This is a genomic window from Streptomyces sp. NPDC007264, assembly GCF_042869095.1.
Lineage (GTDB): Bacteria > Actinomycetota > Actinomycetes > Streptomycetales > Streptomycetaceae > Streptomyces.
In genome coordinates this window covers 135723-151154 of sequence record NZ_JBIAFD010000016.1, presented here as the reverse complement: position 1 = coordinate 151154, position 15432 = coordinate 135723, and the positions used below count along the sequence as shown (strand labels likewise).

17 protein-coding genes are annotated in these 15432 nt (G+C 72.0%); 13 read left to right on the top strand and 4 right to left on the bottom strand.

Features of this window, described 5'->3' with window-relative positions; all coding sequences use genetic code 11:
* Positions 1-27 precede the first annotated feature (27 nt).
* The 5 genes from ACFYMU_RS25700 to ACFYMU_RS25680 are packed head-to-tail and all read left to right on the top strand — an operon-like array spanning position 28 to position 4708.
* Positions 28-963, top strand: a complete 936-nt coding sequence (locus tag ACFYMU_RS25700; protein ID WP_388377543.1) for an NAD(P)/FAD-dependent oxidoreductase — start codon at positions 28-30, stop codon at positions 961-963.
* A gap of 29 nt (positions 964-992) precedes the next feature.
* Entirely contained in the window at positions 993-2531 is a 1539-nt protein-coding gene (locus ACFYMU_RS25695) for an ATP-dependent DNA ligase (protein WP_388377540.1), read from the top strand.
* Entirely contained in the window at positions 2528-3049 is a 522-nt protein-coding gene (locus ACFYMU_RS25690; protein ID WP_388377537.1) for an NUDIX domain-containing protein, read from the top strand. The genes ACFYMU_RS25695 and ACFYMU_RS25690 overlap by 4 nt, the downstream gene beginning before the upstream one ends.
* A complete protein-coding gene (locus tag ACFYMU_RS25685) occupies positions 3031-4416 on the top strand; it encodes an NADP-dependent succinic semialdehyde dehydrogenase (protein WP_388377535.1) in 1386 nt (461 codons plus the stop codon). Before ACFYMU_RS25690 ends, ACFYMU_RS25685 begins: the two co-directional genes overlap by 19 nt.
* Positions 4417-4441: 25 nt before the next feature.
* On the top strand, positions 4442-4708 hold the full coding sequence (locus tag ACFYMU_RS25680) for a DUF6213 family protein (RefSeq protein ID WP_388377532.1): 267 nt from the start codon (positions 4442-4444) through the stop codon (positions 4706-4708).
* A 6-nt stretch (positions 4709-4714) separates the two neighbouring features.
* On the opposite strand, the gene ACFYMU_RS25675 is transcribed toward ACFYMU_RS25680, so the two are convergent.
* The gene (locus tag ACFYMU_RS25675) at positions 4715-5113 is read right to left on the bottom strand and encodes a hypothetical protein (protein WP_388377529.1); all 399 of its coding nucleotides are present in this window, start codon (positions 5111-5113) and stop codon (positions 4715-4717) included.
* A gap of 217 nt (positions 5114-5330) precedes the next feature.
* Positions 5331-6005: a transcriptional regulator gene (locus tag ACFYMU_RS25670; RefSeq protein WP_388377625.1), complete on the bottom strand. Its 675-nt coding sequence runs from the start codon at positions 6003-6005 to the stop codon at positions 5331-5333.
* 140 nt (positions 6006-6145) lie between these two features.
* Between ACFYMU_RS25670 and ACFYMU_RS25665 the strand changes: the two genes are divergently transcribed.
* A complete protein-coding gene (locus ACFYMU_RS25665) occupies positions 6146-7267 on the top strand; it encodes a type III polyketide synthase (protein ID WP_388377622.1) in 1122 nt (373 codons plus the stop codon).
* A 68-nt stretch (positions 7268-7335) separates the two neighbouring features.
* A complete protein-coding gene (locus tag ACFYMU_RS25660; protein ID WP_388377525.1) occupies positions 7336-7875 on the top strand; it encodes a cupin domain-containing protein in 540 nt (179 codons plus the stop codon).
* Between the two features lie 12 nt (positions 7876-7887).
* On the opposite strand, the gene ACFYMU_RS25655 is transcribed toward ACFYMU_RS25660, so the two are convergent.
* Positions 7888-9150, bottom strand: a complete 1263-nt coding sequence (locus ACFYMU_RS25655) for an acyl-CoA dehydrogenase family protein (RefSeq protein WP_388377523.1) — start codon at positions 9148-9150, stop codon at positions 7888-7890.
* Positions 9151-9334: 184 nt separating this feature from the next.
* Here ACFYMU_RS25655 and ACFYMU_RS25650 point away from each other — a divergent pair, with 184 nt between their 5' ends.
* On the top strand, positions 9335-9979 hold the full coding sequence (locus tag ACFYMU_RS25650) for a TetR family transcriptional regulator (protein WP_388377521.1): 645 nt from the start codon (positions 9335-9337) through the stop codon (positions 9977-9979).
* 33 nt (positions 9980-10012) lie between these two features.
* On the opposite strand, the gene def is transcribed toward ACFYMU_RS25650, so the two are convergent.
* Positions 10013-10552 carry a peptide deformylase gene (gene def / locus ACFYMU_RS25645; protein ID WP_388377518.1) on the bottom strand — a complete coding sequence of 180 codons (540 nt, stop codon included), beginning with the start codon at positions 10550-10552 and terminating at the stop codon, positions 10013-10015.
* A gap of 142 nt (positions 10553-10694) precedes the next feature.
* Here def and ACFYMU_RS25640 point away from each other — a divergent pair, with 142 nt between their 5' ends.
* From ACFYMU_RS25640 to ACFYMU_RS25620, 5 genes are all read left to right on the top strand, one after another.
* A complete protein-coding gene (locus ACFYMU_RS25640; protein ID WP_388377517.1) occupies positions 10695-11933 on the top strand; it encodes a MurT ligase domain-containing protein in 1239 nt (412 codons plus the stop codon).
* 19 nt (positions 11934-11952) lie between these two features.
* Positions 11953-12681: a type 1 glutamine amidotransferase gene (locus tag ACFYMU_RS25635; protein ID WP_388377514.1), complete on the top strand. Its 729-nt coding sequence runs from the start codon at positions 11953-11955 to the stop codon at positions 12679-12681.
* A gap of 325 nt (positions 12682-13006) precedes the next feature.
* The gene (locus ACFYMU_RS25630; protein WP_388377512.1) at positions 13007-14032 is read left to right on the top strand and encodes a 6-phosphofructokinase; all 1026 of its coding nucleotides are present in this window, start codon (positions 13007-13009) and stop codon (positions 14030-14032) included.
* 130 nt (positions 14033-14162) lie between these two features.
* Positions 14163-15113, top strand: a complete 951-nt coding sequence (locus ACFYMU_RS25625; protein ID WP_388377509.1) for a cytochrome c oxidase assembly protein — start codon at positions 14163-14165, stop codon at positions 15111-15113.
* 160 nt (positions 15114-15273) lie between these two features.
* Positions 15274-15432, top strand: a complete 159-nt coding sequence (locus ACFYMU_RS25620; RefSeq protein ID WP_388377507.1) for a hypothetical protein — start codon at positions 15274-15276, stop codon at positions 15430-15432.

Sequence of the window (15432 nt, the reverse complement as noted above, 5' to 3'; positions counted from 1 at the left end):
GCGACGGTCTCGGTGGAGGTGGTCACCATGACCGAGACATACGAAGTGGCCGTCGTCGGAGGCGGCGCGGCCGGCCTGTCCGCGGCCCTGGTCCTCGGACGGGCCAGGCGCCGCACGCTCGTCGTCGACGCGGGCGAACCGCGCAACGCGCCCGCCGGGCACATGCACGGCTATCTGTCGCGCGACGGCATGCCGCCCGCCGAGTTCCTCGCCTCCGGACGCGAGGAGATCGCACGCTACGGCGTGGCACTCGTCCGGGACCGGGCGGTGGACGCCGTGCGGGGCGCGGACGGGGAGTTCGACATGACGCTCGCGGGAGGCGCGAGCGTGCATGCCCGGCGGCTCCTGATCGCCACGGGCCTGAGGGACGAGCTGCCGGCCGTTCCCGGCGTCGCCGAGCGTTTCGGGCGCGATGTGCTGCACTGCCCGTACTGCCACGGCTGGGAGGTGCGCGACCGGGCCTTCGGGGTGCTCGCCTCGACACCGATGAGCGTGCACCAGGCGCTGATGGTCTCCCAGTGGTCCGAGGACGTGACCCTCTTCCTGCACACGGTCGCCGAGGAGGAGCTCTCGGACCAGGATCTGCGCAGGCTCGCCGCCGCCGGGGTCGCCGTGGTGCCCGGCGAGGTGGCGGGGCTGGTGGTCGACGGGGACCGGCTCACGGGGGTGCGGCTCGCGGACGGCACGGCGCACGAGCGCGCCGTGCTGTTCGTCGCGCCCCGCGCCGTCCCGCGCACCGGGCTGCTGGAGCGGCTGGGCGCCGAGCTGCGCGAGACGCCGTTCGGCGCGTATGCCGTGGTGGACGAGACGGGTCTGACGACCGTGCCGGGCGTGTGGGCGGCGGGCAACGCCACCGGGTTCGCGGAGCAGGTGGTGAACTCGGCGAGCCGTGGCTACCGGGCGGGCGCCGCGATCAACGGGGAACTGCTGATGACCGATCTGGACGCCGCCTCGGGGGTGTGAGGCGGCCGCCGCCGTTGCACCATGGCTGCATGCTGCTGAGCCGGCTCGCCCATGTGTCTCGCGAGGTCGCCGCCACGTCGGCGCGGTCCCGGAAGATCGCGCTGCTCGGCGGGCTGTTCCGGGACGCCGACCCGGACGACGCGCCGATCGTCATCCCGTATCTGGCCGGGCGCCTTCCCCAGGGGCGGCTCGGCGTCGGGTGGAAGGTCCTGGCCCAGGCGGTCCCGCCCGCCGCCGAGCCGACGCTCACCGTGCGCGCCGTGGACGCCCGGCTGACCCGGCTCGGTGCCGTCACCGGCGCCGGCTCGCAGGCCGAACGCAAGCGGCTGGTGGGCGAGTTGCTCGCGGCCGCCACCGACGAGGAGCAGCGGTTCCTGGTCGCGCTGCTCGCCGGTGAGGTGCGGCAGGGCGCGCTGGACGCCCTGGCCGTCGAGGGGCTGGCCGCGGCCACGGGGGCGGTCCCGGCGGACGTGCGGCGGGCCGTCATGCTCGCCGGGTCGCTCCAGACCGTCGCGCAGGCCGTGCTGGCGGACGGCCCGGGAGCCCTGGGCGCCTTCCGGCTCACGGTCGGCCGGCCCGTGCTGCCGATGCTCGCGCACACCGCGTCCTCGGTGGCCGAGGCCGTCGGGAAACTGGGCGCGTGCGCCGTCGAGGAGAAACTCGACGGCATCCGCGTCCAGGTCCACCGCGACGGCGACGTCGTACGGGTCCACACCCGCACCCTCGACGACATCACCGCCCGGCTGCCGGAGCTGACCTCCACGGCCCTCCGGCTGGCGGGTGAGCGGTTCGTCCTGGACGGCGAGGTCATCGCCCTGGACGAGGACGGGCGGCCGCGCTCCTTCCAGGAGACCTCGGGGCGGGTGGGCTCCCGGCTGGACGTGGCGACGGCCGCCGCGGCCGTTCCGGTCTCCCCCGTCTTCTTCGACGCGCTGTCCGTGGACGGCCGGGACCTGCTGGACCTGCCGCTCACGGACCGCCATGCCGAGCTGGCCCGGCTCGTGCCGGAACCGATGCGGGTGCGGCGCGCGCTCGTGAACGGGCCCGGGGACGTGGCGGCCGCAGAGGCGTTCCTCGCCGAGACCCTGCGCCGCGGGCACGAGGGCGTGGTGGTCAAGGCCCTCGACTCGCCCTACGGCGCGGGCCGGCGCGGTGCCTCCTGGCTCAAGGTCAAGCCCGTGCACACGCGCGACCTGGTGGTGCTGGCCGCCGAGTGGGGACACGGCCGCCGCACCGGCAAGCTGTCCAACCTGCACCTCGGCGCCCGTAACCCGGACGGCTCCTTCACCATGCTCGGCAAGACGTTCAAGGGGATGACGGACGCGATGCTCGGCTGGCAGACCGGGCGGCTGCGGGAGCTGGCCGTCGAGGACGACGGCTGGGTGGTGACCGTACGCCCCGAACTCGTGGTGGAGATCGCCTACGACGGACTCCAGCGGTCCTCCCGGTACCCGGCCGGTGTCACCCTGCGGTTCGCCCGGGTGGTGCGCTACCGCGAGGACAAGCGTCCGGAGGAGGCCGACACCGTGGAGTCGCTGCTGGCCGCGCACCCCGAGGCGGCGCCGTGAGCGCGCGGGGACGGCACAGCGCGGGCATCCTGCTGTTCCGGCGCACCGACCACGGCCTCGAGGTGCTGCTCGGCCACATGGGCGGCCCGTTCTTCGCCCGCCGTGACGCCGGCGCGTGGACCGTGCCCAAGGGCGAGTACGAGGACGGCGAGCACCCCTGGGACGCCGCCCGCCGCGAGTTCCAGGAGGAGCTGGGGCTGCCGCCGCCCGAGGGTGAGGCCGTCCCGCTGGGCGAGGTGCGGCAGGCCGGCGGCAAGACCGTCACGGTCTGGGCGGTCGAGGCCGATCTCGACCCGGCGACGGTCGAGCCGGGCACCTTCACCATGGAGTGGCCGCCGAGGTCGGGACGTGTCCGTGAGTTCCCCGAGCTGGACCGTGTGGAGTGGGTCGGCCTGGACCGGGCCCGGGACGTGATCGTGAAGGCGCAGGCGGCGTTTCTCGACCGGCTTCCGGAGCACTCGGAGGGCCGGGACACAGCCCGTCACCCAGGAGGTCCGTCATGGCCATCGCGACCGTGAACCCGGCGACCGGCGAGACGCTCAAGACGTACGACGCCCTGGACGCGGAGGCGATCGAGCGCAGGCTCGCCGCCGCCGAGACCGCGTTCCGCACCCATCGCACGACCTCGTTCGCCGAGCGGGCACGGCTCATGCACCGGGCGGCCGGCCTGCTCGACGAGGACCAGCGGGACATCGCCCGGCTGATGACCACCGAGATGGGCAAGCCCGTCAGGCAGGCGCGCGCGGAGGCGGCGAAGTGCGCCAAGGCGATGCGCTGGTACGCCGACCACGCCGCGGAACTGCTCGCCGACGAGGAGCCCGCCGAGGCCGATGTGAAGGACTCCGGCGCCTCCCGGGTGATCGTGCGCTACCGGCCGCTCGGCCCGGTGCTCGCCGTGATGCCGTGGAACTTCCCGCTGTGGCAGGTGATCCGGTTCGCCGCCCCCGCGCTGATGGCGGGCAACGTGGGGCTGCTCAAGCACGCCTCGAACGTCCCGGGCACCGCCCTCTACCTGGAGGACCTCTTCCGCCGGGCGGGCTTCCCCGAGGGCTGCTTCCAGACCCTGCTCATCGGCTCCGGCGCGGTCGAGAAGGTGCTGCGCGACCCGCGGATCGGGGCCGCCACGCTCACCGGCAGCGAACCGGCGGGGCGGGCCGTCGCGTCCGTCGCCGGCGACGAGATCAAGAAGACGGTCCTGGAGCTGGGCGGCAGCGATCCGTTCGTCGTCATGCCCTCCGCGGACCTCGACCGCGCCGCCCGGGTGGCGGTGACGGCACGTGTGCAGAACAACGGGCAGTCGTGCATCGCCGCCAAGCGGTTCATCGTGCACACGGAGGTGTTCGACGCCTTCGCCGAGCGGTTCACGGCCGGCATGACGGCGCTGACGGTGGGCGACCCGATGGACGAGGAAACCGAGGTCGGGCCGCTGTCCAGCGAGGAGGGCCGGGCCGGCCTGGAGGAACTCGTCGACGACGCGGTCGAGAGCGGCGCGACCGTGCTGTGCGGCGGCGAGCGCCCCGACCGGCCCGGCTGGTACTACCCGCCGACCGTCCTCGCCGACATCACCCCCGAGATGCGCATCCACCGCGAGGAGGCGTTCGGCCCGGTCGCCACGCTGTACCGGGCCGCCGGTCTCGACGAGGCGGTGGAGATCGCCAACGACTCGCCATTCGGACTGAGTTCGAACGTCTGGACGCGCGACGAGACCGAGGTCGACCGCTTCGTCCGGGATCTGGAGGCCGGCGGCGTGTATGTCAACGGGATGACGGCGTCCCATCCGGCGTTCCCGTTCGGCGGGGTCAAGCGGTCCGGTCACGGCCGCGAACTGTCCGGGCACGGGATCCGCGAGTTCTGCAACATCACCACCGTGTGGCACGGGGCGTGAGCGTTCCGCAGTTACGATCGCCCCTGTGAACCGCGAAGTGACCCTGCCTCTGATCGTCGACGACCGCGGCACGTTGCAGGTGGCGGCCGCCGACGTCAGCAAGCTGCTGCGCACGCTCGGCGGCCGGTGGCTGCACCTGGTGGAGGCCGGTGAGGACGGGCTCGACGAGGACACGGTGGCGGCGCTCACCATCGAACTGGCGAAGCTCGCCGACCGGATCGACGTGGCCTGCATCGCGCACAGTTCGCGCCGCCAGGACAGCCAGGACAGCCCCGGCGGCTGGGACAGCTGAGACGGCTCACCACCAGCCGCCGCAGCCGCTCGAGTCGCAGGCACGCATGTAGACGCCGTAGGCCCCCTTGTACGTGTACTGCTTCCCGAACTTCATCTTCTTCTGCTCCTTCCGGCCGGACTCCCACTTGACGAGCATCTGGGCCCACACGCCGTCGTCCCTCTTCCCCCAGCGGAACTTGCCGTTGTAGCCGCCGTGCCCGTCGCACTTCCAGCTCTTGTCCACGCCGATGTTCAGGCCCTTGGGGGACCACAGTTCACCCTCGCCGTGCCCCGACTTGCACGCCGCCGCCGCGGTGGTGGTGGTGTCGGCGGTCGCCGCATGGGCAACGGGGCCGGCGAGGACGCCGAGGGCGAGGGTGGTGATGCCGGCGAGGACTCCGAAACGCGTGCCGATCGTCCGCATGTCAGTTCTCCGATCTGGTGTGAGGAGTGCTGTTCGCTCCCGCCGGCGGCGTTGCCACCGGGGGTACGACGAGCCTGCGGGGCGGGCTTCGGCACCGGCAACGCCCGCCCCGCAGGTGACGACACGACGGGACGGGACACGCTCTGACCAGCAGAGACGACGTCCGGGATGATGTCTTCGGGGGAAGCCCCGAAAGTCGCTTCGCCGCTTCGGGCGCTCAGCCCCGGGCGTCCAGTTCCCACAGGGCGTGCCAGAAGCGGGCCTCGTAGCCCTGCAGCAGTCGGCCGTAGCGGCGGGCCAGGGCCTCGTCCAGGCGTCCGGTGTCCAGGCCCTCCTGAACCGCCACCTGCGCCCTCTGCCGGAGTTCGGGGGACGGCTCGGCGAAGAAGTCGAAGAAGCCGCAGGCCGTGTCGTCGTAGCCGTAGTGGTGACGGAGCGCCTGGGCGATCGTCGTGCAGTAGTCGCCCCAGGCCGCGAAGTTGGCGCTCAGGGCCAGGGCGACGTCGGCCGGTTCCCCGTTCAGGGCCAGCCAGGCGACGTACGCGGGGTACATCTGGCAGTCCGCCGCCGGCTCCTGGGCGGCCTCCCGCGCATCGTCCGCTCCACAGGCGGCGGCGTACGCGTCGAGCCGGTCCCGGGCGACCGCCTCGCCCTCCGCGAGCAGGGTGAAGAAGGCCGCGCACGCGGGCTCGTCCCGTGACGACCGCCCGGCCAGGTGCCGGAACGCCCGGCGGTCCGAGGCGATCACCCGGCGCTGCTCCAGGGCGAGGGCCGCGAGGGTGCCCGAGCGGGCCGCGCCGCGGGCGATCAGCGGCAGCAGCCGGTTGGCGTGCGGATCGGGGGCGAGTTCCGCCGTGGTCGTCTCCAGCAGTTCCCTGGCCGTCCGGGTCATCGGCGCTCCTTCTCCCACCTCGGATTCCTCACCGTGCGTGCCCATGTTCTCACGCTCCGCCATCGCTGGAGTGGAGTAGTCCGCCGCGAGATCCCCGCGGCGCCGGGTGATCGTGGGGGGAACAGCCCGCAGACGGGTGAATCCCCTTCCGCCGGGGGACGACGAGTCTCCCGCCAAGGCGAAAGAAGGCGCGTTCCATGGCGACCCTGTGCCGACCCGCGGTATCCGTGCCGGAACACGTGCTCACGATGGAGGACACCCTCGACCTGGCGCGCTCGCGCCACCCGGACCACCCTCAACTGCCGCTCGCCCTGCGCCTGATCGAGAACACCGGGGTCCGCACCCGGCACATCGTGCAGCCCATCGAGGAGACCCTGAGGCATCCCGGTTTCGAGGAGCGCAACAACCTCTACGAGGCCGAGGCCAAGACCCGCGTCCCGCCGGTCGTCCAGCGGGCACTGGACGACGCCGAGTTGCTCACCACCGACATCGACATGATCATCTATGTGTCGTGCACCGGTTTCATGATGCCCTCGCTGACCGCGTGGCTGATCAACACGATGGGCTTCAAGTCCGACACCCGGCAGGTGCCCATAGCCCAGCTGGGCTGCGCCGCGGGCGGCGCGGCCATCAACCGGGCGCACGATTTCTGCTCGGCCTACCCGGACGCCAACGCGCTCATCGTGGCCTGCGAGTTCTGCTCGCTGTGCTACCAGCCCACCGACCTCGGCGTCGGCTCGCTGCTGTCCAACGGACTGTTCGGCGACGGCGTGGCCGCCGCGGTCGTCCGCGGCAGCGGCGGCACCGGCGTCACCCTGGAACGCAACGGCTCGTACCTGATTCCCAAGACGGAGGAGTGGATCGCCTACGACGTCCGCGCCACCGGTTTCCACTTCCTCCTGGACAAGCGGGTGCCGACCACGATGGAACCGCTCGCCCCAGCGCTCCAGGAGCTGGCGAAGCAGCACGGCTGGGACGCCTCCGACCTGGACTTCTACATCGTGCACGCGGGCGGCCCACGGATTCTGGACGACCTCAGCACGTTCCTGGACGTGCCGTCGGAGGCGTTCCGGTTCAGCCGGGCCACGCTGACCGAGTACGGCAACATCGCGAGCGCCGTCGTCCTGGACGCGCTGCGCCGGTTCTTCGAGGCGGGCGGCGCCGAGCACAGCGCGCGCGGTCTGCTGGCCGGCTTCGGACCGGGCATCACCGCGGAGATGACGCTGGGCCGCTGGCACGCCTCCCCGGACGGGAGGAAGTGAGATGACGAGCGACGAGAGCGTCGTCGGGCCGCCGCGCCCGGCCCGCCGCCGGTGGTGGTGAGCGGCCGATGACGACCACGGAAGAGGGAGCGGCGACCGAGGGGCTGCTGGTGCCGCCGGGCCAGGGACGCGTCGTACGGACACCGGCCCAGCACGTGACGTTCAAGGTGACCGGCGCGCACTCGCGCACGGCGTCCACGTTCGAGGTGGTCGTGCCGCCGGGCTTCGATGTCGGCGCGCACGTGCACACGCGCAGCGAGGAGCTGTTCTACGTGCTCGAGGGCGAGCTGGACGTGCTCGCCTTCGAGCCGCGGGTGCGGACCCCCGACCACTGGCAGACGTGGGAGTCCCGGTCGGGCGGCCGGGTGGTACGGGCCACGCCGGGCACGGTCATCCTCGTACCGCCCGGCTGCCCGCACGCGTTCGCGAACCCGACCCGTACGCCCGCGAAGGTGTTCTTCCAGGCGTCACCCCCGCCGGACCACGAGCGCTACTTCGAGGAGCTGCTGGAGATCCTCGCCGACGGGGGACCGCCGGACCACGCGGCGATCGAGGAGCTGCGCAGGCGGTACGACATCGAGCAACTGACACCCCTGAAGCACCGCTGACGCCCGACGGCGCTACCGGAGGGGCATCCCGGACAGCGTCCGCGCGATCACCAGGCGCTGGATCTCGCTCGTGCCTTCGAAGATCGTGTAGATGGCCGCGTCGCGGTGCATACGCTCCACCGGGTACTCGCGCGTGTATCCGTTGCCGCCGAGGATCTGTATGGCCTGGGCGGTGACCTTCTTGGCCGTCTCGCTGGCGAACAGCTTCGACATGGAGCCCTCGGCCGCCGTGAACGGCTTGCCGTTGACCGCCATCCAGGAGGCGCGCCACACCAGCAGCCGGGCCGCGTCGATCTGCGTGCGCATGTCCGCGAGCTGGAAGGCGACGCCCTGGTTGTCGATGATCGGCCGCCCGAACTGCTCGCGGGTCTTCGCGTAGTCCAGCGCCACCTCGTAGGCGGCCCGGGCCGTGCCCACGGCCATCGCGCCCACGGCCGGGCGGGAGGCCTCGAACGTGGCCATGGCCGCGTTCTTCACCCTCCCCCACTCTCGGCTTCGCTCGAGCGGGGGGACCCCCATCCCGCCCGTCCTGGCCCTCTCCCGGGCCCGGGCCAGGCGCTCGTCCAGCTTCTCCTTGCCGCCGAGCAGACAGGAGCCGGGCACCCGCACGTTGTCGAGGACGACCTCGGCGGTGTGCGAGGCGCGGATGCCGTGCTTCTTGAACTTCTGGCCCTGGGCGAGGCCCGGCGTGTTCGGCGGGACGATGAAGGAGGCGTGCCCCTTGGAGCCCAGCTCGGGGTCGACCACCGCGACGACGACGTGGACGTTGGCGATGCCGCCGTTGGTCGCCCAGGTCTTGGTGCCGTTGAGCACCCACTCGTCCTTGGCCTCGTCGTACACGGCGCGCGTACGCATCGAGGCGACGTCCGAGCCGGCGTCGGGCTCGGAGGAGCAGAAGGCCGCCACCTTCACGTCACTGGCGTCGCCGTACATCTGGGGGATCCAGGTGCCGATCTGCTCCTCGGTGCCGTTGGCGAGGACGCCCACGGCGGCGAGGCCGGTGCCGACGATCGACAGGGCGATGCCCGCGTCGCCCCAGAACAGCTCCTCCATGGCCATCGGGATGCCCAGGCCGGTGGGGTCGAAATACTGCTGCGCATAGAAGTCGAGGGAGTAGATTCCGACCTTGGCGGCCTCCTGGATGACCGGCCAGGGAGTCTCCTCACGCTCGTCCCATTCGGCGGCCGCGGGGCGGATCACATCGGCGGCGAACCCGTGCAGCCAGTCCCGGACCTCCTTCTGTTCGTCGTTGAGCTCCATGGTGAACTCGGCCATGTTCCCTCCAGCACTGCGCTAGCCTGTTACTTGCGGTAACGGAAGTATGTTACTCGTGAGTAGGAAAGTCAACTCCCGGACCGGGGCGAACCGCCTCCCTGAGAGGTCGGCCTCTCGTTCGATACACAGCTGCGTTTCAGTGTTAGTTTGCGCAGGCACGACAGAGCACGGGTGGGGAGAGATCATGGACACCACGCAGCGGGCCGACCAGCAGCGGTCCGCCGACCGCCGACGGCGCGAGCTGCTGGAGGCCGCCGACAGAGTGGTGCTGCGCGACGGGCCCGGGGCCTCGATGAACGCCATCGCCGCCGAAGCCGGCATCACCAAACCGATCCTCTACCGCCACTTCGGTGACAAGGGCGGACTGTACGCCGCGCTCGCCACGCGCCACACGGACGCACTGCTCGACTCGCTGCGGGCGGCGCTCGACGCTCCCGCGGACCGACGGGAGCGCGTCGCGTCCACGCTGGACACCTACCTCGCCGCGATCGAGGCACGCCCGCAGGTGTACCGCTTCCTGATGCATCCGGCGGAGGGCGGCTCGCAGAGCGACCAGGGATTCGACACGGGCCGGCACTCCATCCCGCTGCTGCGCCGCATGGGCGAGGAACTCGCCCAGGTCATCGAGGAGCGGCTGGACCTCGGACCGGACAGCCACCAGCTCGCCCGGGTGTGGGGACACGGCATCGTCGGCATGATGCACGCCGCCGGAGACTGGTGGCTGGGCGAACGACCCTGCTCACGCGCCGAGTTGGTACGCAGCCTGGCCGATCTGCTGTGGGGACGGCTGGCCGCGGCCGGGGACCGGGTCGGTGGGCCGGGGTTCTGAGAGCCTGTGTACGGCACAGGCTCCGAGGCGCGACTACCGGCTCCAGGGCGCCCGGGACGCCCGCCGCATCACCCTGCGCCGGCGCAGGCCGCCGAGCCGGTCCACGTACAGGCCGCCCTCCAGATGGTCGCACTCATGCTGCAGGCACCGCGCGAACCAGCCGGTCCCCTCCACACGGACCGGCTCCCCGTGCGCGGTGAAGCCCTCGACGACCGCGCGGTCGTACCGCTCGGTGCCCGCCTCCAGACCCGGCAGCGACAGACATCCCTCCGGGCCCCGCAGCACCAGCCCGTCCGCCGCCACCAGACGCGGATTCACCACGTGCCCCCGGTGGCGCAGGTCCTCGTCGTCCGGGCAGTCGTACACGAACACCCGCAGCGGCTGCCCGACCTGGTTCGCCGCAAGGCCCACGCCCCGCGCCGCGTACATCGTGGCGAACATGTCCTCGACGAGCCCGGCCAGTTCGGGTCCGAAGCCGGTGACCTCCGCGCACGGCGTGCGCAGTACCCCGTCGCCGAGCAGGGTGATGGGCCTCACGCGCCCTCGGGCGCCCGGGATCGAGCGATGTCGCATGGCGGCAAGGGTACGGTCCTCAATGCCGCCCGGGCGCCGGGGCGGTGCCGCGATTCGGGAGCGTGAACGGATCTCGATAGGCTGAGGGTCACACGTTGCCGGGACAGGGCGCGGCGCCGTACGCAAGGAGGATCGAGAACTGATGGCAGGCACCTCGGACCCGCTGACGCCGCGGGCCAAGCTGGCCGTGACCGCGGGCAAGGCGGTCGCTGCGGCATCGCGCGCAGCCGGGCGCGGCAGCGGTTCGGTGATCGGCGGCCGAGTGGCGCTCAAACTCGACCCCGACCTCCTCGCCCGGCTCGCCCAGAACCTGGACGTCGTCCTGGTCTCGGCGACCAACGGCAAGACCACGACCACCCGGCTGATCGCCGAGGCGCTGCGCGCCGCGGGGCCGGTCGTCTCCAACGCGCTGGGCGCCAACATGCCCGCCGGCATCACCTCGGCGCTCGCCGGCGGCTCGGACGCCAAGTTCGCCGTCATCGAGGTCGACGAGAAGTACCTCGCCGGGGTGGCCCGGGACACCGACCCGAAGTGCATCGCCCTGCTCAACCTCTCCCGCGACCAGCTCGACCGCGCCGCCGAGACCCGTATGCTCGCCGAGAACTGGCGCGAGGGCCTCTCCGGTTCCAAGGCCGTCGTCGTCGCCAACGCGGACGACCCGCTCGTCGTGTGGGCCGCGTCCTCCTCCCCCAACGTGATCTGGGTCGCCGCCGGCCAGATGTGGAAGGACGACGCCTGGTCCTGCCCGTCCTGCGGCGGTGTGATGCAACGCCCCGGCGACGACTGGTACTGCGGCGAGTGCGGCTTCCGCCGCCCGGTCCCCAGCTGGGCGCTGTCCGGCGACCACGTCCTCGACCCGCACGGCTCCGCCTGGCCGATCCACCTCCAGCTGCCGGGCCGCGCCAACAAGGCCAACGCCGCCTCCTCGGCCGCCGTCGCCGCCGTCTTCGGCGTGCCCCCGCAGGTCGCCCTGGAGCGCATGCACCAGGTGCAGGCGGTGGCGGGGCGCTACGACGTCGTCCAGTTCCAGGGCCGCGACCTGCGCCTGCTGCTCGCGAAGAACCCGGCCGGCTGGCTGGAGACGTTCTCCCTGATCGACCCGCCGCCGGCCCCGGTGATCCTCTCGGTGAACGCGCGCGGCGCGGACGGCACCGACACCTCCTGGCTGTGGGACGTCGACTACACACGGCTGACCGGCCACCCGATCTTCGTCGTCGGCGACCGGAAACTGGACCTCGCCGTGCGCCTGGAGGTCGCCAACCAGACCTTCCAGGTCTGCGAGAGCCTCGACCAGGCCGTGCAGCTCGCCCCGGCGGGCCGGATCGAGGTCATCGCGAACTACACCGCGTTCCAGGACCTGCGCCGTCGTGTCGGCAACTGACCACTAAGGACGATCTTCGATGAGTGACAACAGCCTGCGTCTGGTGTGGATCTACCCGGACCTGCTGAGCACCTACGGCGACCAGGGCAACGCGCTCGTCGTGGAGCGCCGGGCCCGGCAGCGCGGCCTCGACGTGGCCCGCCTCGACGTGCGCAGCGACCAGCCGATCCCGACCTCCGGCGACATCTACCTGATCGGCGGCGGTGAGGACCGCCCGCAGCGGCTCGCGGCCGAGCGGCTGCGCCGCGACGGGCACCTGTACCGGGCCGTGGAGAACGGCGCGATCGTCTTCTCCGTCTGCGCCGGTTACCAGATCCTCGGCCACGAGTTCATCAACGACCTGGGGCAGCGCGAGCCGGGCCTCGGCCTCCTCGACGTGGTCTCGGTGCGCGGCGAGGGCGAGCGGTGCGTCGGCGACGTCCTCGCGGACATCGACCCGCGCCTGAACCTGCCGCCGCTCACCGGCTTCGAGAACCACCAGGGCGTCACCCGCCTCGGCCCGACCGCGCGCCCCTTCGCGCAGGTGCGCCTCGGCCGGGGCAACGGCACGGGCGACGGCACGGAGGGCGCCTACAACGACACGGTCTTCGGCACGTACATGCACGGTCCCGTGCTCGCGCGCAACCCGCAGATCGCCGACCTGCTGCTGAAGCTGGCGCTCGACGTCAACGCGCTGCCGCCGGTCGACGACCACTGGTACGAGGCGCTGCGCAACGAGCGCATCGCGGCCGCGCAGCAGCCCGCCTGAGCGCTCCGCGGGAAGCCCCGCGCATCACCCGCGGGTGCGTCGTGGCCGGGCGCGCGGTTCCCCGCGCCCCTTCGGGCTGCGGCCGGGCCGGCGGCCCGGGTGACACCGCCCGCAACGGTTCGGGCAGAGCCCGCCCGACGGCCGTGCACCGGCTCTTCGCCTGCGGCGACCAGCCCGTCTGACGGCACATCCGCACAGCTGAGCGGGGACGTCCAGCAATCGGACGCACGGTACGTACCGGCCCCCCGCCGCCGGTAGGGTGACGGGGATCGAGCCGGACAACGTGGTCCGGTCCCCGGCCGACGTTGAGAAGGTATTACCGGCTATGCGCATTGGTGTCCTCACGTCCGGCGGCGACTGCCCCGGCCTGAACGCCGTCATCCGGTCCGTCGTGCACCGCGCCGTCGCCGACCACGGCGACGAGGTCATCGGCTTCCGGGACGGCTGGAAGGGCCTTCTGGAGTGCGACTACCTCAAGCTCGACCTGGACGCGGTGAGCGGCATCCTGGCTCGCGGCGGCACCATCCTCGGCTCCTCGCGGGTCCGTCCCGAGCATCTGCGGGACGGTGTGGAGCGGGCCAAGGGCCACGTCGCGGAACTGGGACTCGACGCGATCATCCCGATCGGCGGTGAGGGCACGCTCAAGGCCGCCCGTCTGCTGTCGGACAACGGTCTGCCGATCGTCGGCGTGCCCAAGACCATCGACAACGACATCGCCGTCACCGACGTCACCTTCGGCTTCGACACGGCCGTGGGCGTGGCCACCGAGGCGCTGGACCGGCTCAAGACCACCGCCGAGTCCCACCAGCGGGTGCTGATCGTGGAGGTCATGGGCCGCCACACCGGCTGGATCGCCCTGCACTCCGGCATGGCGGCCGGTGCCCACGCCATCGTCGTACCCGAACGCCCCTTCGACATCGAGGAGTTGGCGGCCCGGGTCGGCGAGCGGTTCTCCGCCGGCAAGCGGTTCGCGATCGTCGTGGCCGCGGAGGGCGCCAAGCCCAGGCCGGGCACCATGGACTTCGACGAGGGCGGCAAGGACGTCTACGGCCACGAGCGCTTCGCCGGCATCGCCCGCCAGCTCTCCCTGGAGCTGGAGCAGCGCCTCGGCAAGGAGGCCCGTCCGGTGATCCTCGGGCATGTCCAGCGCGGCGGCACACCGACGGCGTACGACCGCGTGCTCGCCACCCGCTTCGGCTGGCACGCGGTGGAGGCCGTGCACCGCGGGGAGTTCGGCCGGATGACGGCGCTGCGCGGCACGGACATCGTGATGGTGTCGCTGGCCGAGGCGGTGGAGACGCTGAAGACGGTGCCGGACGAGCGCTACGCCGAGGCGGAGTGCGTCCTGTAGCGCGCCGAGCACCGATCGCGCCCGCGGCGCGCGGTGAGGAGTCCCGCCCCCGGTCGCAGCCGCGGCCCGGGGCGGTTCTAGTCTGGTGCGGACAGACAGCGCACAACCCCCACGAAACAGGAGCCGGCGGATGGACCACAGCGGGCACGGCACGACGATGGATCTTCCGCCGTTCACCCTGGGCCGCGGTCTGGAGTGGTCCGCGGACCCGTTCTTCCTCGTCGCCTGTCTGCTCGGGCTCGGGCTGTACGGGTGGGGCGTCGTCCGGCTCGTGCGGCGCGGGGACAAGTGGCCCGTCGGCCGGACCGCGACGTTCGTCGTCGGCGTGCTGACGGTGATGCTGGTCATGTGCACGGGGCTCAACGACTACGGCATGGTCATGTTCAGCGTGCACATGGTCCAGCACATGGTGATCAGCATGCTGTCGCCGATCCTGATCCTCCTCGGCGCCCCGGTCACCCTCGCGCTGCGCTCGATGCGGCCCGCGGCCCGCGGCCACAAGGGGCCGCGCGAACTGCTGCTGATGCTGCTGCACAGCCACTACATGCGGGTGATCACACACCCGGTGTTCACCATCCCCATGTTCATCGCGAGCCTGTACGCGCTGTACTTCACGCCGCTCTTCGACTTCCTGATGGAGTCGAGGACCGGGCACATCGTGATGATGGTGCACTTCCTCGTCACCGGCCTGTCGTTCTTCTGGCCGATCATGGGCGTGGACCCGGGACCGCACCGCCCCAGTCATGTGATGCGGATGCTGGAACTGTTCGCGGGCATGCCCTTCCACGCGTTCTTCGGCATCGCCCTGATGATGGCGACCGAGCCGATGATCGGCACGTACATGCACCCGCCCGCCTCCCTCGGCATCGACGCCCTGTCGGACCAGACCTCGGCGGGCGGCATCGCCTGGGCGTTCAGCGAGATCCCCTCCGTGCTGGTGCTGGTCGCGCTGCTCTTCCAGTGGTACGGCTCGGAACAGCGGCAGGCCAGGCGCACGGACCGGGCCGCGGAGCGCAACGGCGACAAGGAACTCGAGGCGTACAACGCCTATCTGGCCGCGCTCAACGCACGCGGCCGCTGAGTCCGAGGTCCTGGGGCCGGGGGCGCTCCTCAGGCCCTCACCGGGCCCCGGCCCGGGCGTCCGCGTACCCGGATGTCCGGAACTCGTCCGGTCTTCCGCACCGTGCCCGAGGTGAACCCGGGGCACCATGGGGAAGGACGGACATGAGGAGGGTGCCGCGATGCCCGGTTCCACGAAGACGATGGGGGTGATCACCGTGGGCGGGCTCGTCGTCGTGACGGCCTACACGGTGGCGCTCGGCAGCAACGGCTGGCTGTGGTTCGGCTGGGTCGTCCTCGTCCTGATCACCCTCGGCATGGTGGTCTCCCGCAACACCTGA

Excerpts from the sequence above, each read along its gene's own strand:
- ACFYMU_RS25700 (WP_388377543.1), top strand. The coding sequence starts at position 28 with ATGACCGAGACATACGAAGTGGCCGTCGTCGGAGGCGGCGCGGCCGGC.
- ACFYMU_RS25695 (WP_388377540.1), top strand. The coding sequence starts at position 993 with ATGCTGCTGAGCCGGCTCGCCCATGTGTCTCGCGAGGTCGCCGCCACG.
- ACFYMU_RS25685 (WP_388377535.1), top strand. The coding sequence starts at position 3,031 with ATGGCCATCGCGACCGTGAACCCGGCGACCGGCGAGACGCTCAAGACG.
- ACFYMU_RS25675 (WP_388377529.1), bottom strand. The coding sequence starts at position 5,113 with ATGCGGACGATCGGCACGCGTTTCGGAGTCCTCGCCGGCATCACCACC.
- ACFYMU_RS25670 (WP_388377625.1), bottom strand. The coding sequence starts at position 6,005 with ATGACCCGGACGGCCAGGGAACTGCTGGAGACGACCACGGCGGAACTC.
- ACFYMU_RS25660 (WP_388377525.1), top strand. The coding sequence starts at position 7,336 with ATGACGACCACGGAAGAGGGAGCGGCGACCGAGGGGCTGCTGGTGCCG.
- ACFYMU_RS25655 (WP_388377523.1), bottom strand. The coding sequence starts at position 9,150 with ATGGCCGAGTTCACCATGGAGCTCAACGACGAACAGAAGGAGGTCCGG.
- ACFYMU_RS25650 (WP_388377521.1), top strand. The coding sequence starts at position 9,335 with ATGGACACCACGCAGCGGGCCGACCAGCAGCGGTCCGCCGACCGCCGA.
- def (WP_388377518.1), bottom strand. The coding sequence starts at position 10,552 with ATGCGACATCGCTCGATCCCGGGCGCCCGAGGGCGCGTGAGGCCCATC.
- ACFYMU_RS25640 (WP_388377517.1), top strand. The coding sequence starts at position 10,695 with ATGGCAGGCACCTCGGACCCGCTGACGCCGCGGGCCAAGCTGGCCGTG.
- ACFYMU_RS25635 (WP_388377514.1), top strand. The coding sequence starts at position 11,953 with ATGAGTGACAACAGCCTGCGTCTGGTGTGGATCTACCCGGACCTGCTG.
- ACFYMU_RS25630 (WP_388377512.1), top strand. The coding sequence starts at position 13,007 with ATGCGCATTGGTGTCCTCACGTCCGGCGGCGACTGCCCCGGCCTGAAC.
- ACFYMU_RS25625 (WP_388377509.1), top strand. The coding sequence starts at position 14,163 with ATGGACCACAGCGGGCACGGCACGACGATGGATCTTCCGCCGTTCACC.
- ACFYMU_RS25620 (WP_388377507.1), top strand. The coding sequence starts at position 15,274 with ATGCCCGGTTCCACGAAGACGATGGGGGTGATCACCGTGGGCGGGCTC.